13 protein-coding genes are annotated in these 13,685 nt (G+C 66.5%); 7 read left to right on the top strand and 6 right to left on the bottom strand.

Features of this window, described 5'->3' with window-relative positions; translation table 11 throughout:
• Window positions 1-4: 4 nt before the first annotated feature.
• A complete protein-coding gene (locus D9601_RS12230; RefSeq protein ID WP_198354263.1) occupies window positions 5-1,213 on the bottom strand; it encodes a toxic anion resistance protein in 1,209 nt (402 codons plus the stop codon).
• A gap of 173 nt (window positions 1,214-1,386) precedes the next feature.
• On the opposite strand from D9601_RS12230, the gene typA reads away from it, so the two are divergent.
• Window positions 1,387-3,210, top strand: a complete 1,824-nt coding sequence (gene typA, locus D9601_RS12235; protein ID WP_198354264.1) for a translational GTPase TypA — start codon at window positions 1,387-1,389, stop codon at window positions 3,208-3,210.
• A gap of 153 nt (window positions 3,211-3,363) precedes the next feature.
• Here the strand turns inward: typA and D9601_RS12240 are convergent, their stop codons facing one another.
• Window positions 3,364-5,688 carry a TonB-dependent receptor gene (locus D9601_RS12240; protein WP_443024735.1) on the bottom strand — a complete coding sequence of 775 codons (2,325 nt, stop codon included), beginning with the start codon at window positions 5,686-5,688 and terminating at the stop codon, window positions 3,364-3,366.
• 322 nt (window positions 5,689-6,010) lie between these two features.
• On the opposite strand from D9601_RS12240, the gene D9601_RS12245 reads away from it, so the two are divergent.
• A complete protein-coding gene (locus D9601_RS12245) occupies window positions 6,011-6,361 on the top strand; it encodes a hypothetical protein (protein ID WP_198354265.1) in 351 nt (116 codons plus the stop codon).
• A 99-nt stretch (window positions 6,362-6,460) separates the two neighbouring features.
• Complete coding sequence (locus D9601_RS12250; RefSeq protein WP_198354266.1) at window positions 6,461-6,739, top strand: DUF3297 family protein; 279 nt, start codon at window positions 6,461-6,463, stop codon at window positions 6,737-6,739.
• 3 nt (window positions 6,740-6,742) lie between these two features.
• Here the strand turns inward: D9601_RS12250 and D9601_RS12255 are convergent, their stop codons facing one another.
• The 3 genes from D9601_RS12255 to D9601_RS12265 all read right to left on the bottom strand — a co-directional run bounded on the left by D9601_RS12255 (window position 6,743) and on the right by D9601_RS12265 (window position 10,549).
• The gene (locus D9601_RS12255; RefSeq protein WP_232474074.1) at window positions 6,743-7,060 is read right to left on the bottom strand and encodes an ArsR/SmtB family transcription factor; all 318 of its coding nucleotides are present in this window, start codon (window positions 7,058-7,060) and stop codon (window positions 6,743-6,745) included.
• A 941-nt stretch (window positions 7,061-8,001) separates the two neighbouring features.
• Window positions 8,002-9,858, bottom strand: a complete 1,857-nt coding sequence (locus D9601_RS12260) for an ABC-F family ATP-binding cassette domain-containing protein (RefSeq protein WP_198354268.1) — start codon at window positions 9,856-9,858, stop codon at window positions 8,002-8,004.
• 127 nt (window positions 9,859-9,985) lie between these two features.
• On the bottom strand, window positions 9,986-10,549 hold the full coding sequence (locus D9601_RS12265; RefSeq protein ID WP_198354269.1) for a helix-turn-helix domain-containing protein: 564 nt from the start codon (window positions 10,547-10,549) through the stop codon (window positions 9,986-9,988).
• Window positions 10,550-10,639: 90 nt separating this feature from the next.
• Here D9601_RS12265 and D9601_RS12270 point away from each other — a divergent pair, with 90 nt between their 5' ends.
• From D9601_RS12270 to D9601_RS12285, 4 genes are all read left to right on the top strand, one after another.
• A complete protein-coding gene (locus D9601_RS12270; protein WP_198354270.1) occupies window positions 10,640-11,077 on the top strand; it encodes a DUF6456 domain-containing protein in 438 nt (145 codons plus the stop codon).
• A 93-nt stretch (window positions 11,078-11,170) separates the two neighbouring features.
• The gene (gene dapF, locus D9601_RS12275; protein WP_198354271.1) at window positions 11,171-12,118 is read left to right on the top strand and encodes a diaminopimelate epimerase; all 948 of its coding nucleotides are present in this window, start codon (window positions 11,171-11,173) and stop codon (window positions 12,116-12,118) included.
• 106 nt (window positions 12,119-12,224) lie between these two features.
• Window positions 12,225-12,404 carry a hypothetical protein gene (locus D9601_RS12280; RefSeq protein WP_198354272.1) on the top strand — a complete coding sequence of 60 codons (180 nt, stop codon included), beginning with the start codon at window positions 12,225-12,227 and terminating at the stop codon, window positions 12,402-12,404.
• A 98-nt stretch (window positions 12,405-12,502) separates the two neighbouring features.
• A complete protein-coding gene (locus D9601_RS12285) occupies window positions 12,503-12,850 on the top strand; it encodes a hypothetical protein (protein WP_232474179.1) in 348 nt (115 codons plus the stop codon).
• Here D9601_RS12285 and D9601_RS12290 read toward each other — a convergent pair.
• Window positions 12,824-13,510 (bottom strand): PAS domain-containing protein, encoded by a 687-nt coding sequence (locus tag D9601_RS12290; protein ID WP_198354274.1) that lies wholly within the window; start codon window positions 13,508-13,510, stop codon window positions 12,824-12,826. The genes D9601_RS12285 and D9601_RS12290 overlap by 27 nt on opposite strands.
• Between the last annotated feature and the right edge of the window lie 175 nt (window positions 13,511-13,685).

A 13,685-nucleotide genomic window follows, 5' to 3' on the forward strand; every position in this document is an offset into this window, starting at 1 on the left:
GGTGTTACAACGATTCCAGGCGATATTGGTCGCTCGGTCCCTTCAACGCGCCCTGCGTCGCGCCCTCGGCGCGGGCGATATAGCCCTTCGACTTCTCCACCTCATTGCCGAGCGCGTTGACCGTGGTCTTCATCGAATCGAGCGCCTTGACCTTGAACGTGTCGATCGCGTCCATCGTGTCGTAGATGTTCTGGAAGGCGCGCTGCAGCGTTTCGAGCGGGATGGTCGAGGCCGCGGCCTGTTCGTGGATCGCCGCGGTGTTCGACCGCAACAACTTGCCCGTCGAATCGATGATGTTGGCGGTCGTGGTGTTGAGCTGCGTGATGCTTTCCAGCACCAACTTCTGGTTGGTCAGCGCCTGCGCCACCGTCACCGCGGTGCGTAGCGCGGAGACGGTGGTGGTCGAGGCGCGGTCGACGCCCTTGATCAGCTCGACGTTGTTCTTCTTGACGAGGTCGAGCGCCAGATAGCCCTGCACCGTCACCGCCATCTGAGTCAGCAGGTCCTGCGTGCGTTGGCGCGTGTAGAACAAGGCGGTCTCGCGGATCGCCTTGGCCTTGGCGGGATCGGTGTGGTCGAGGTCGTTGGCGGTCTCTTCCAGCTTGGCGTCCATCGCCTTGGACAGATGGATCATCTGTTCCAGCCGGCCCATCGCGCCCCACAGATTGGCACGCTCGGTGTCGATGGCGGCATTGTCCATCAGCAGCTCGTCCTTGCCCGACGCCAGGCTCTTCAGGATCGAGCTGATGTGCGTCTGCGACGATTTGTAGCTGTCGAAATAATCGCGCATCTTGGAGCCGAAGGGGATCACGCCGAAGATCTTCTTCGGCCCGGACAGCGCCCCCTTCTTACCCGGATCGAGATCCTCAATCACGCGGCGCAGCTGCGCCAGGTCGGCGCCGACGCCGGTGTCCTTGTCCATCGCGCGGATCGGGCGGTCGAGGAAGCGGTTGGACTGGCCCGCCGCCTCGCGAATTTCCTTGGCGCCCATGGCGGTAATCGCATCGACGCGCTTGCCAAACTCGGGGCTGTTGACGTCTTCGGCGACGAGATCGCGGACGAAGGTGTCGACGCGTTGCTCGAGCTGCGTCTTCTTGGTGTCGTCGATCGGCACCAGCCCGGCGGCGCGCTCCGCCTGCACCGTCGGCACCGGATCGGGCGGCGTCAGCACCAAATCCTTCTCGGGGGTCAGCGTGTCGGCGGTAGTGGCCATCGTCGTTCCTCGTAGAAGCGCGCCGCCAATGTGCCGGTGTTGGCGACGGTGTTCAAGTGTATCATGTAGATAACACGCCGGCGCGTTCCAAGGGGAAATCCCGCCGCCCTTCCCGCGACCCAACAATTCGGCTATGGGCGCGCGAACTTCCCTCTACCCGATCAGGATTTCCCATGAGCCTCCGCAACGTGGCGATCATCGCGCACGTCGATCACGGCAAGACCACGCTCGTCGACCAGCTGTTCCGCCAGTCCGGCACCTTCCGCGACAACCAGCGCGTCGAGGAACGCGCAATGGATTCGAACGACCTCGAAAAGGAGCGCGGCATCACCATCCTCGCCAAGCCGACCTCGGTCGAATGGCAGGGCACGCGCATCAACATCGTCGACACGCCCGGCCACGCCGACTTCGGCGGCGAGGTGGAGCGCATCCTGTCGATGGTCGACGGCGTCATCCTGCTGGTCGACTCGTCTGAAGGCGCGATGCCGCAGACCAAGTTCGTCACCGGCAAAGCGCTGGCGCTGGGCCTGAAGCCGATCGTCGTCGTCAACAAGGTCGACCGTGCCGACGCCCGCATCCAGGAGGTGCTTGACGAGGTGTTCGACCTGTTCGTGTCGCTCGACGCCAATGACGAGCAGCTCGACTTCCCGGTGCTCTACGCCTCGGGCCGCAACGGCTATGCCTCGACCGACATGGACGCGCGCGAAGGCACGCTGACGCCGATGTTCGAGCTGATCGTCAGCCACGTGCCGGCGCCGAAGGTCGATCTGGACGCGCCGTTCAGCTTCCTCGTCACCCTGCTCGACCGCGACAATTTCGTTGGCCGCATCCTGACCGGCCGCGTCAACACCGGTACGCTGAAGCTCAACCAGGCGATCCACGCGCTCGACGCCGACGGCAACGTCATTGAGACCGGCCGCGCGTCGAAGATCATGTCGTTCCGCGGCCTTGAGCGCGTGCCGGTCGAGGAAGCGCAGGCGGGCGACATCATCAGCCTCGCCGGCCTGACCGTCGCGACCGTCGCCAACACGATCGCTGACGTCAGCGTCTCGACCCCGATCAAGGCGCAGCCGATCGATCCGCCTACGCTGTCGATGCGCTTCGCCGTCAACGATTCGCCGATGGCGGGCCGCGAAGGCAGCAAGGTGACCAGCCGCATGATCCGCGACCGCCTGATGCGCGAGGCGGAATCGAACGTCGCGATCAAGGTGACCGAAAGCGACGACCGCGACAGCTTCGAAGTCGCCGGCCGTGGCGAGCTTCAGCTCGGCGTGCTGATCGAGACGATGCGTCGCGAGGGCTTCGAGCTCGGCATCAGCCGTCCGCGCGTACTGTTCGGCGAAGACGAGAACGGCAAAAAGACTGAGCCGTACGAAACCGTCGTGATCGACGTCGATGAGGAATTCTCCGGCACGGTCGTCGACAAGATGAACCAGCGCAAGGCCGAGATGACCGATATGCGGCCCAGCGGTGGCGGCAAGACGCGCATCACCTTCTCCGCGCCGAGCCGTGGCCTGATCGGCTATCACGGCGAGTTCCTGTCCGACACGCGCGGCACCGGCATCATGAACCGGCTGTTCGAGAAGTACGGCCCGCACAAGGGCAATATCGAGGGCCGTAAGAACGGCGTCCTCATCTCGAACGGTGCCGGTGAGGCGCAGGGCTATGCGCTCGGGCCGCTCGAAGAGCGTGGCATCCTGTTCGTCGGTCACGGCGAGGCGCTCTACGAGGGCATGATCATCGGCGAGAACGCCAAGACGGACGACCTTGAGGTCAATCCGATGAAGGCGAAGCAGCTGACGAACTTCCGTGCGAGCGGCGGCAAGGACGATGCGATCCGCCTGACCCCGCCGAAGAAGATGACGCTGGAGCAGGCGATCGCCTATATCGACGACGACGAGATGGTCGAAGTCACGCCCAAGTCGATCCGGCTGCGCAAGCGCCACCTCGACCCGCATGAGCGCAAGCGTGCCAGCCGGGCCAAGCAGGCGGCCTGAGCCGTCGTCTTCGGGTTAATGGAAAGGGCCGGTGGATTGCTCCACCGGCCCTTTTTCTTTGGGTCTCGGCTGCTCCTGCGGCAGCGGGAACCCAGAGCCGCCAGCCTTGTCGCTTCGGACCCTGGGCTCCTGCGTGCGTAGAAGCCTTGAGGATTACTTGAACCGGCCGCTGACCGAGACGCCGATGACGCGCGGCTCGTTGAACACGGCGGCCATATAGTTTTCGATCACGCCCTTGAGGTTCTTCTCGTTCGTGATGTTGCGGGCGAAGGCCGCCACCTCGTACTTGTCGTCGGCGCTGGTGACACCGAGGCGCAAACCGCCCTCAAAATTGCCCTTCGCGTAGAATTCGCGCGTCCGGTAGAGCACGAAATTGGTGTAGCCCTGCACGTTCCAGTCGGTCGCCGCGAACAGCTTGGCGCCGCTGGCGAGCGGCACGTCGTAGCGCGCGGTGGCGTTGACGTTCCACGTCGGTGCATTGGGCAGCGGATTGCCGTCGATCTGCGCGAAGGTGTTGGCGCCGACCTTGATCGTCGGGTCGAGCACGGTGCAGACCACGACGCCGTTGAGCGCGCAGACCTGCGCATAGACGCGCTTGTCCTTGATCTCCGAATGCAGCGCGCTGGCGCCGAGCGTCACCGTCAGGTTGCGCACCGGGCGCAGCTCGGCGTCAATCTCGACGCCATAGGCCTCCGCCTTGTCGGCGTTGAACAGCACGCCGTTGCCGTTGACGTCGTTGCCGTTCAGCTGGATGTCGTTGACCGTGTAATAGAACAGCGACGAATTGAGGCGCAGGCGGCCGTCGAGGAAGATCCCCTTCGACCCGATCTCGTACGAGGTGATCGTCTCGCTGTTGGCGGTGGTGAAGTCCGAGTTGAACACCGCCGAACGGCCCTGGATCGTCGGCCCGCGGAAGCCGCGCGCGACGCGCGCATAGACGCTGTCGTTCGGGTCGATCTGATAGAGCGCCGAGACGTCCCAGCTGGGCGTCGTGTCCGAGAGGCGGACATAGCGGCGACCGGTGTAGGTCGAGACGTTGGCGATCGTGTTCGCGGTCTTGAGCAGCGTCGTCTTCTTGGTGTCGTTGGTCTCGCGCGCCCCGGCGGTGATCGTGAAGTCCGGCGTTACCTTGAAGCTCGCCTGACCGAACGCCGCCCAGCTGGTGTTGACGTTGTGCAGGCGCACCCAATTGTTGGGGTTGCGCGCGGCGGTGGTCAGAAAAAAGGCGCGCTGGTAGAAGTCGGTGGTGTCGTTCTGGTTGAAGTAGAAGCCGCCGACCTGCCAGGTGAAGCGCAGATCGCCGGGCGAGGCGAGGCGCACTTCCTGCGTATACTGGCCAAGCGCGCGGACGTTGCCCTGGCTCTGGCCGAAGCCGTTGGCGACGCCGTTGACCGGGAAGTTCGCCGCCGCGCCGCCGTCGGTATCGCCGCGGCTGAAGCCCGAGGTCGTCTCATAGGCGCTGATCGAGGTCAGCGTCGCGGCGCCGAAATCATAGGAGCCGTTCACCGACCAGCCATAGGTGTCGTAATTCTGCGGATTGTTCTTGGCCTCGTCATAGGCGACGCGGTCGCGCGGCTCGGCGTCGACCGAGTTCGACCCCTTCTTCAGCGCGGCGCGGTGGAACAGCGTCGAGGTGCCTTCGTAGCCGCGCGCATGGCCCGAGACGTTGACGGTGAACGCCTCGGTCGGCGTCAGCAGGATCTGGAGGCGCGCGTCCTTTTCGGTGAAGCCGCCCATCGCGTTCTTCAGCGGCGTCGAGGTGCCGTCGGCGCTGGTGCCGGTGAAGGTATTGTCGACCCAGTCGTTGCGATGCTGGATCAGGCCCGACAGGCGGAAGGCGACCTTGTCGGTGACCAGCGGGCCGCCGACACCGGCGTCATAGGTGAAGGTGCCGTATTCGCCCGCCGACGCGGCGACGCGGCCCTGCCATTCCTGGCTGGGGCGGATCGTGTCGAACTTGATGATGCCGGCGGTGGTGTTGCGGCCGAACAGCGAACCCTGCGGCCCGCGCAGCACCTCGACCTGGGCGACGTCGTAGACCGGGTTCGACTTCAGCACGACGTGTTCGAGCACGACGTCGTCCTGAATGATCGAAACAGGCTGCGAGGCGCCGAGATAGAAGTCGATGTTGCCGAGGCCGCGGATATAGTAGCGCGGGAAGATCCGGCCGGTGGTGGTTTCGGCATAGAGGCCGGGAACGCGCCCGGACAAGGCCAGCGTGTCCTCGCCACCCGCTTGAAAGGCGCGCAAATCGCCGCCGTTCACCACCGCTACCGACAGCGGCACGCGCTGCAGGTTTTCCGACCGGCGTTCGGCGGTGACGACGATGTCGCCGAGATCGCCGCTATCGGCGGTCTGCGTCTGCTCCACGGCCTCGGCGCGGTCGGCGCCCGGCTGAGCCGTCTGGGCCAAAGCAGGTGCGGCGAGGGTCGCGGCGCTGACCAGCAGCGCGGTCTTCAACAGGTGGCGATGGTTCACGATCTTTTTCCCCTTGTACTGCACGCAAAGGGGCGCCCCGCTCGGTCCGCGCGTAACCGCGATCGCGGACGGATACCGGCTGCTATGGTGTCCGCCCCCGCGGCTGCGGCCGGCGCTAGGCGCGGATTATGTCGGTATTATGAATGGAGATTAACGTTGCGATCGTTAGAGCCGCGGCGCAGCCGGACCGACTAAACCGCTGCTTAACGACGCATTCCGGCTCTGTTCAGCGCGAATCGGCCACAGCATCGCAACACGCTCGCACCCTTGTGCGTTTTCCCACCAAGCGGACCGGGCGTTGGCGTATGAGGAGGTTCGAGAGATGAACGGATTGCTGAAGAAAGCGGGTCTTGGCTTCGCCCTGGCGGCGACCGCGCTGACCGCGGCGGCTCCCGCCGACGCGCAGCGTTGGGGGCGTTATGGTGGCTATGGCGGCTACCGTCATTACGACCGCGGCGGCAATGTAGCGGCGGGCGCATTGCTCGGCGGCATCGTCGGCCTCGGCCTGGGTGCGGCGATCGCGGATTCCAATCGCGACCGCTATTACGATCGGCGCTACTATAATTATTACGACGCGCCGCCGCCCCCGCCGCGGGTCGTCTATCGCGAGCGCTACTATGCGCCGCCGCCGCCCCCGCCGGTGGTCTATCGCGACTATTACTACGGCTATTGAGCGCGTAGATTCGCAGTCACGCAAGGAGCGGCGCCGGTTTCCGGCGCCGCTTTTTTTGTGTGGAGGGGCGCGGTGGGAGCCGCTAAGCGCACAGGCATCATGACCGATACGCCCCCTGACCGCCTGTCGACCGACCCGTCGAGCCCGTATTTCGATCAGCCCGTGCTGGAGCGCGGCATCGGTATCCGCTTCAAGGGGGCCGAGCGTCGCGACGTGGAGGAATATTCGATCTCCGAAGGCTGGATCCGCGTTGCGCTCGGCAAGAAGATGGATCGCCATGGCCGCCCGCTGACGATCAAGCTGAGCGGTCCGGTCGAGGCGTGGTTCGAGCGTCCTGCGGCAGGCGAGACGACGAGCGAGGATGCGGCCGAGGGCTGACCTTTAGTCGGCGACCGTCGGACGGACCGCCGCCTGTACCGCGTCCCAGCGCCCCCCGATGGCGTCCAGATAGGCACGGGCGCCATCCAAGGCCTCCGGACGATAAATATAGTGCGTTTCGCGGCCATGCCGCTCGACATGCAGCAGGCCAACACGTTCGAGCACCTGCAGATGCTTGGTCACCGCCTGCCGTGTCATGGCCGTGGCGGCAGCCAGCCGCGCGATCGATCGCGTTCCGCCGCTGCGTAGCGCGACGAGCAGCGACAGGCGAGTTGCGTCACCTAAAGCAGCGAAGATCAGGGCCGGCGCAGGGCGGTTCATGCAAGCAAGAGGTTGCATGAATTTGTCCGATCCGCAACCCGACGGCTGCCGACTGCATGCGCAACCTCGAAGATGCCTACCACCCTTTTTACGCAACCAACTGGTTGCCTTGTGGTATCTTAATACCGGAAGGTCTCAAAAGTCTCACACGTTTCTGGGGTGGCACGGCCAAACACAAGTGCGTCGACACGCCGGGTTGCACCGGCATAGGGGAAGTTGGCCCCGCGCAGCTATGTAATTGTAATAAACAGATTTCTAGCCGGCGGCGGAGCGGCGAGTGGATGACCGCGCCCGCGTGATCGCTGGTCTATTCACCGCACGATGTCAAAGAGCGGGACCCACTGATAGCGCTCGGGTACGACGCATGTCGACCAATTCGCGATCGTCGCCATCCACCGACATCACGGGCTTCGGCCTTGGGACGTCGTGGACCGAGCGGCGACCGCCCCGGCTGTCGTGATTGCAACTTTCGCTGCCTCACAAGGCCGGTCCCTGCGCCACATCACCAATACCAACGGCCATGCTTGTAGGACAGCTCTGCGAGCACAGGTTCCAGCCGAAACGAGTATGATCAGCTGTGTCTGGCATCGACAGGCGGGACTCGCGGCCGCTTCAGTGCCCGCGAGCACACTGGGCTATTTCGCTGCGGGCACCGTCGCCGAGGACCGGATCAGCTGCGCTCGATTGGCATCGTTCGTCACCGGCTGGCTACGAGCGGGAGACCAATAGATTGAGGACAACAGCACCACATCGGACGGGAGTCCCCTCCATCAAGCCGCCGGCATACAGCCTCCCCGCAGACGGGGGATTTCGGCGCACGCCACCAGCATGATCGCGCCCGTCAGCAGGTCGCGAGACGGCAAGGCAGCACAAAAGACGCCGATCGGCGGCTATGCGCCGTCCACCTTTCGTGCCGCATCGATCCCCCCGGCCGCCCGTCGTCAGGCGGCGAGTTCGAGGGCCTCACTCGCCTCCAGCCACTTGGCCTCGGCCGCCTCGATCTGCGCCTGCAGATCGGCACGCCGCTTCATCAGCTCCGTCATGGTGAGTTTCGCAAGGGTCGGCGCCGCCGTCTTCGGATCGAACATCGCCGCGTCGACGGCATTGCGTTCGGCGGTGAGCCTCGCGGTCTCCGCCTCCGCATCGCGCAGCATCTTGCGGTGCTGCTTTTCCGCCTCGCGGTTGCGCGCGGCGGCCTTGGCTTCCTTCTTCGCCGCCTTGCCCTCGCCCGGCTTGGCGTCGCCGGCGAGGATGAAGGCGATGTAATCGTCGAGGCTGCCGTCGAATTCCTTGGCGGTCCCGGCGTCGACCAGGACCAGCCGGTCGGCGGTCATCTCGACCATATGCCGATCGTGGCTGACCAGGATCACGGCACCGGTATAGCCGTTGAGGGCCTGGACCAGCGCCTCGCGCGCGTCGACGTCGAGGTGGTTGGTCGGCTCGTCGAGGATCAGCAGATGCGGCGCGTCCCGGGTGATCAGCGCCAACGCCAGCCGGGCCTTTTCGCCGCCCGACATCTTACCGACCTGGCCCGTCGCCCGATCGCCGGAGAAACCAAATCGGCCCAATTGCGCGCGTACGGCGGCCGGCGTCGCACCCTTCATGACGCGGGTCATATGGGCGAGCGGTGTGTCGTCGCTGTCGAGTTCCTCGACCTGATATTGGGTGAAATAGCCGACCTTCATCTTGCCCGACGCCGCCATGCTGCCCTCCTGCGGCGTGAGCTGCGCGGCGAGCAGCCGGGCGAGCGTCGTCTTGCCGTTGCCGTTGCGGCCGAGCAGCGCGATCCGGTCGTCCGGGTCGATGCGCAGGTTGAGCCGCTTCAGGATCGGCACCTCGGAATAGCCGACGCTGGCGAGGTCGAGCGTGATCAGCGGCGGCCGCAACGCCTGCGGATCGGGGAAGTCGAAGCTGAGCGATGGATCGTTGGCGAGTTCCGCGATCGGTTGCATCTTCGCCAGCATCTTCTGCCGGCTCTGCGCCTGTTTGGCGGTGGAGGCGCGGGCGGAGTTGCGGGCGATGTAATCCTGCAGCTTGGCGCGCTGCGCATCCTGGTTCGCCTTGGCCGCGGCGAGCTGCGCCATGCGTTCGGCGCGTTGGCGTTCGAAGCTGTCGTAGCCGCCCGGATAGAGGGTGATCTTGCCGCCCTGGAGGTGGAGGATGTGGTCGACGATGTTGTTGAGAAAGTCGCGTTCGTGGCTGACCACGACGATCGTTGCCCGGTAGCTCTTGAGGAAATCCTCGAGCCACATCACCGCTTCGAGATCGAGGTGGTTGGACGGTTCGTCGAGCAGCAGCACGTCGGGCTGCGAGAAGAGCAGCGCGGCGAGCGCGACGCGCATCTTCCAGCCGCCGGAGAAGCTGTCGAGCGGCTGCTGCTGCATGCCCTCGTCGAAGCCGAGGCCGAGCAGGATCTGCGCGGCGCGCGACGGCGCGGTATAGGCGTCGATCGCGATCAGCCGCTCATAGACGTCGCCGAGCCGGTCGGGATCCTCGCACGTTTCCGATTCGATCATCAGCGCCGCGCGCTCGGTATCGGCGGCGAGCACGGTGTCGAACGGCGTGGCGGTGCCCGACGGCGCTTCCTGCGCGATATAGCCGAGGCGGCTGCCGCGCGGCATGTCGGCGCTGCCGCTGTCGGGTTCGAGCAGGCCGGCGATGACGCGGACCAGCGTCGACTTGCCGGCGCCGTTGCGGCCGATCAGGCCGACGCGGCTGCCCGGCGGCAGCGCGGCGGACGCATTGTCGAGGATCGTGCGGCCGCCGAGGCGCACGGTGATGCCGTTGAGGTTGAGCATGGCCGGCCCTGTAGCGCATTCCGGACCAAATCTGAAGCAGGGTGCGGCGGGGCTGGACGATGGCGATCGGCGGGGCCGCCACCGGCCGGATCGGCGGCGCCCGGCCCCTCCGGCAAGGGACGGGCCGCTACAGCGCGCGCATCAGGCGGATGGGACGGGCGAGCCAGGCCGGTTGCTCGACCGCGATCGGTTTCGCCCCTGGGGTTGGCGGCAGCAGATAGGCGGAGGCCGGCTCGACCCCGAGCAGGCGGCCGAAGGCGAAGCGTCCGGCGGGCAGCGGCGCCAGCACGTCGTGGAGCAGCGCGGTGGCGAAGGCGTCGGGGGCGAGCATCGCGCACCACAGGATGTCGCCGGCGCGATAGTCGCCGATGCTGCCGTCGACCTGGATCGCGACGCCGCCGGGCGGGGCGGCGGGCAAGGCGATGGTTTCGGGATGACGCAGGGCTGACGCACCGTCCGGACCGAGCCGCGCGGCGACCGGCAGCGCCGGCCGTTCGGGCAGCGTCACCAGCGCGGCGGGATCGACCTCCAAAGCGGCGGCGATGCGGTTGAGCCAGGCGACGGAGACCGTGCGGGTGCCCATCTCCAGCCGGCCGATTGTCTGTGCGGTGGTCGGCGGGACGCAGCGGCGCGCGACATCCTCCAGCGTCAGGCCCTTGGCACGGCGGACGTCGCGGATCGCGGTGATCATTTCCAGCTCCTAACCAGATCGGTTTTTCAACTGTCCTACAAACATGCGTGCGTGGCAAGAGACAAGCCGACTCGATGACGGAGGCAAGACATGGCGCAGGTTCTGGAGGAACGGACGATCGGGGTCGGGCGGCGGGTGACGGTGAACGTCGCCGAATCGCCGCTGGCGTGGCTGCGCGCGCGCGGCATGGTCGATGCCCGGCAGTGCGAGGCGGGGGAACGGCTGCGCGCCGATTACGAGCGAGCGGCGCTCGGCCCGCAGGTGACGATGCGCTGGGACCGGGTGCGCGTCGACGGCGGCAACGGCGACGGCGGCGAGCCCGGCCTGGCCCATGTCGCGGCGAAACGGCGGTTCGATGCGGCGATCGCGCATCTCGGCAACGGGCTGGCGGACGTCGCCTGGCGGGTGATCTGCGCGGGCGAGTCGTTGCCGACGGCGGAAAAGGCGCTGGCCTGGCCGGCGCGGAGCGGGCGGCTGGTGCTGACGCTGGCGCTCGACCGGCTCGCGGCCTATTACCGGCTGCCCTGAAAACGTATAGGGAACGGGGCGGGCGGACCAAGCGTTGTGTTCGTCCGGGGTGAGGGTGACGGCGACATGCGCCGTCGAGACGGGATGTGTGGCGTGCGTGTGGAATTCGTGAAGTGCCACGGGTCTGGCAACGACTTTCCGTTGATCGACGCACGCGACATGACTCTCGACGACGCCGCCTGGGGCGGGATCGCCCGCGCGCTGGCCGACCGGCGCGGCCCGGTCGGCGGCGACGGCCTGCTGCTGTTCGGCGCGGCATCGAGCCCGGCCGATTTTGCGATGCGGATGTTCAATGCGGACGGTTCGGAGGCGGAAACCTGCCTGAACGGGCTGCGCTGCGTCGCGCGGATGGGGTTCGAGACGCTGAGGCTGACCCGCGCGACGGTGCAGTTGAAGACGTCGACCGCCGTGGTCGAGCGCGACGCGGATCTGGCCGACGGCGTCTATACGGTGCGCGAGACCGCCGGCCCGGCGGGGCTGGCGATCGCCGACTGGCCGATCCGGGGCGTCGCGGACGCGCGCATCGTCGAGCAACCGGTGGCGCCGCTCGGCGACGGGCGCGCCTATACCGCGGTCGCCATGCCCAACCCGCATTTGGTCCATTTTACCGATCGTATCGACGAAGCGGCGCTGGTCGCGGTCGGCGAGACGTGCGAGGCGGCGCCGGACTGGCTGCCCAACCGCGCCAACGTCTCGTTCGTCGAGGTGCGCGGCGATGATCTGTTCGTGCGCACCTTCGAACGCGGCGTCGGCCTGACCGACAGTTGCGGCAGCGCCATGGCGGCGTCGAGCTTCGCCGCCTGCCTGACCGGGCGGCTACCTTATGCGACGCCGTTCACCGTCTTCAATCGCGGCGGGCTGGTCCGCGCCGAGGTCGGCGAGGACGCGATGGTGCAACTGTCGGGCAATGCCAGCTGGGAATGGCGTGGCGCGATCGTGGTCGACCCGGCGGCGGCGCGCGCCGGCGACCTGATCGTCCGCCAGCATTTCGACGACGAGATCGCCGCCTGGGCGCGGGTGGCCGACGCGGCGAGCCGGTAGCGCCGCCGGACCGGCAAGCGGGGCGCCGCGGCCCCCTTAACCTATTTCGTGGCACCGCCGCCGGCGACACGGCATGGCACTGCCAGAGTATTGAGACTGTACGACGATGCGTGACGATACGAGCTATTTCTACGACCGCGCCGAGACCGAACTGGAGCTGGCGCAGCGCGCCGTCCACCCGCTGGCGGTGCGGGCCCATTACATCATCGCCAACCATTATCTCGACCGCTGCTATAGCGGTGCGGCGGCGACGGCGCAGGACGAGGTGGAGCAGCCGGCCGGCTGAGCCCGACGTCCCGCCGGAAAGGTCCGGAACGGCGGTTTCGCCGGCGGTGAACTGTTGCCGATTCCGTACGTTGAGACACCTGGAGGCCTAGGGTGTCCATGGCGGAGCATTTCGACCCAGGTGAGGACGGACTGGCGGCGCGGCAGGATGCCAAGCTCTACCCGGTCGGCCGCGCGCTGCGGACGACCTTCGACGCCGACAATCACGATACGCTCAGCCGCGACGTCACCGCCTTGATGCTCGATCTGGCGCGCATCCCCTATGACGAGGCGGACCGAACCGGGCCTCCGGTACGGCGCCCGATCGCCCCTCCGACCGTCGGCGAACAGCAGCCGGCCGAGCATGACGCGCAGGGCAGTGGCCTGTCCGCGTTGATCCGCGGCGTCGTGCGGCGGGTCATGCCGGCGTTCCCGACGACCCTAGGTCGGACGGATCGGAGCCGGTGACTCGAGCGCCGTCAACATCTGCAGCAGCCGATCGTCGCCATCGGCGGTAAGGCGTAACGCCGTGTCGGGCGCGACCGGTGCGCCGCGCTCGGTCTCGATCACACCGCTTTCGAGCAGCGCACGCAGCCAGCGTTGCGTCAGGCCCCAATTGGTCTCCGTCGTCTCGGCGATCGCGGCCGCGGTCATGCTGCGCCCCTCCACCTCTGCCAGATACAGGATCAGCAGGATTTCCGCCGGCGGACCGGAAAAGATGTCCGTTCCGAAGGTCGCGCGGCCGGTGCGCAGCCCGCCCAAGATCAGCGAGGCGATCTGCCATTGCGTCGCCACCGTTCCAATCGCCGCGATTGGCCGCGAGGCCAATGCCAGCCGGGCGTCGGGGCCGTTGCCGAGCCGGGAGACGTAGGTGGCGGTACGCTGGGTACTGCCATCGGGATACCGCCAGCGCGCATCCATCGTTCGCGGGATGCCATCGGCCAGGACGGCGGCCAGCAGGGCCGCGACCATCGGCCCTTCGGCCGGCTGCAGCAGATCAGCCACGGCACGGCCGATCAGATCGTCCCGCCCTGCTCCAATGAGCTGTCGCGACGCATTATCCAAATGGACGATCGTCAGTTCGATGTCGAGGAGCACCTGGGCAACAGGCGCGGGCCGGAGCAGCATGAGCCCGATGTTCCCAGATATTGGTCAGCAAACTTGATATGCTAGACAAATGGCGATCGAGATCAACCGATAAATGACCAAAATGGCAGCTCTGTGTTACCTGTACGATCAACCGAGCCGATCCGCCCAGCTAACGCATTGTGAACGTGCCAATCCAAAGCACAGCATCACGGAA

Source organism: Sphingomonas sp. MA1305, assembly GCF_016107325.1.
Taxonomy (GTDB): Bacteria; Pseudomonadota; Alphaproteobacteria; order Sphingomonadales; family Sphingomonadaceae; genus Sphingomonas.

What these genes read in the sequence shown, in the direction of transcription:
- D9601_RS12230 (WP_198354263.1), bottom strand. Translation starts at nt 1,213, where the DNA reads ATGGCCACTACCGCCGACACGCTGACCCCCGAGAAGGATTTGGTGCTG.
- typA (WP_198354264.1), top strand. Translation starts at nt 1,387, where the DNA reads ATGAGCCTCCGCAACGTGGCGATCATCGCGCACGTCGATCACGGCAAG.
- D9601_RS12245 (WP_198354265.1), top strand. Translation starts at nt 6,011, where the DNA reads ATGAACGGATTGCTGAAGAAAGCGGGTCTTGGCTTCGCCCTGGCGGCG.
- D9601_RS12250 (WP_198354266.1), top strand. Translation starts at nt 6,461, where the DNA reads ATGACCGATACGCCCCCTGACCGCCTGTCGACCGACCCGTCGAGCCCG.
- D9601_RS12255 (WP_232474074.1), bottom strand. Translation starts at nt 7,060, where the DNA reads ATGAACCGCCCTGCGCCGGCCCTGATCTTCGCTGCTTTAGGTGACGCA.
- D9601_RS12260 (WP_198354268.1), bottom strand. Translation starts at nt 9,858, where the DNA reads ATGCTCAACCTCAACGGCATCACCGTGCGCCTCGGCGGCCGCACGATC.
- D9601_RS12265 (WP_198354269.1), bottom strand. Translation starts at nt 10,549, where the DNA reads ATGATCACCGCGATCCGCGACGTCCGCCGTGCCAAGGGCCTGACGCTG.
- D9601_RS12270 (WP_198354270.1), top strand. Translation starts at nt 10,640, where the DNA reads ATGGCGCAGGTTCTGGAGGAACGGACGATCGGGGTCGGGCGGCGGGTG.
- D9601_RS12280 (WP_198354272.1), top strand. Translation starts at nt 12,225, where the DNA reads ATGCGTGACGATACGAGCTATTTCTACGACCGCGCCGAGACCGAACTG.
- D9601_RS12285 (WP_232474179.1), top strand. Translation starts at nt 12,503, where the DNA reads ATGGCGGAGCATTTCGACCCAGGTGAGGACGGACTGGCGGCGCGGCAG.
- D9601_RS12290 (WP_198354274.1), bottom strand. Translation starts at nt 13,510, where the DNA reads ATGCTGCTCCGGCCCGCGCCTGTTGCCCAGGTGCTCCTCGACATCGAA.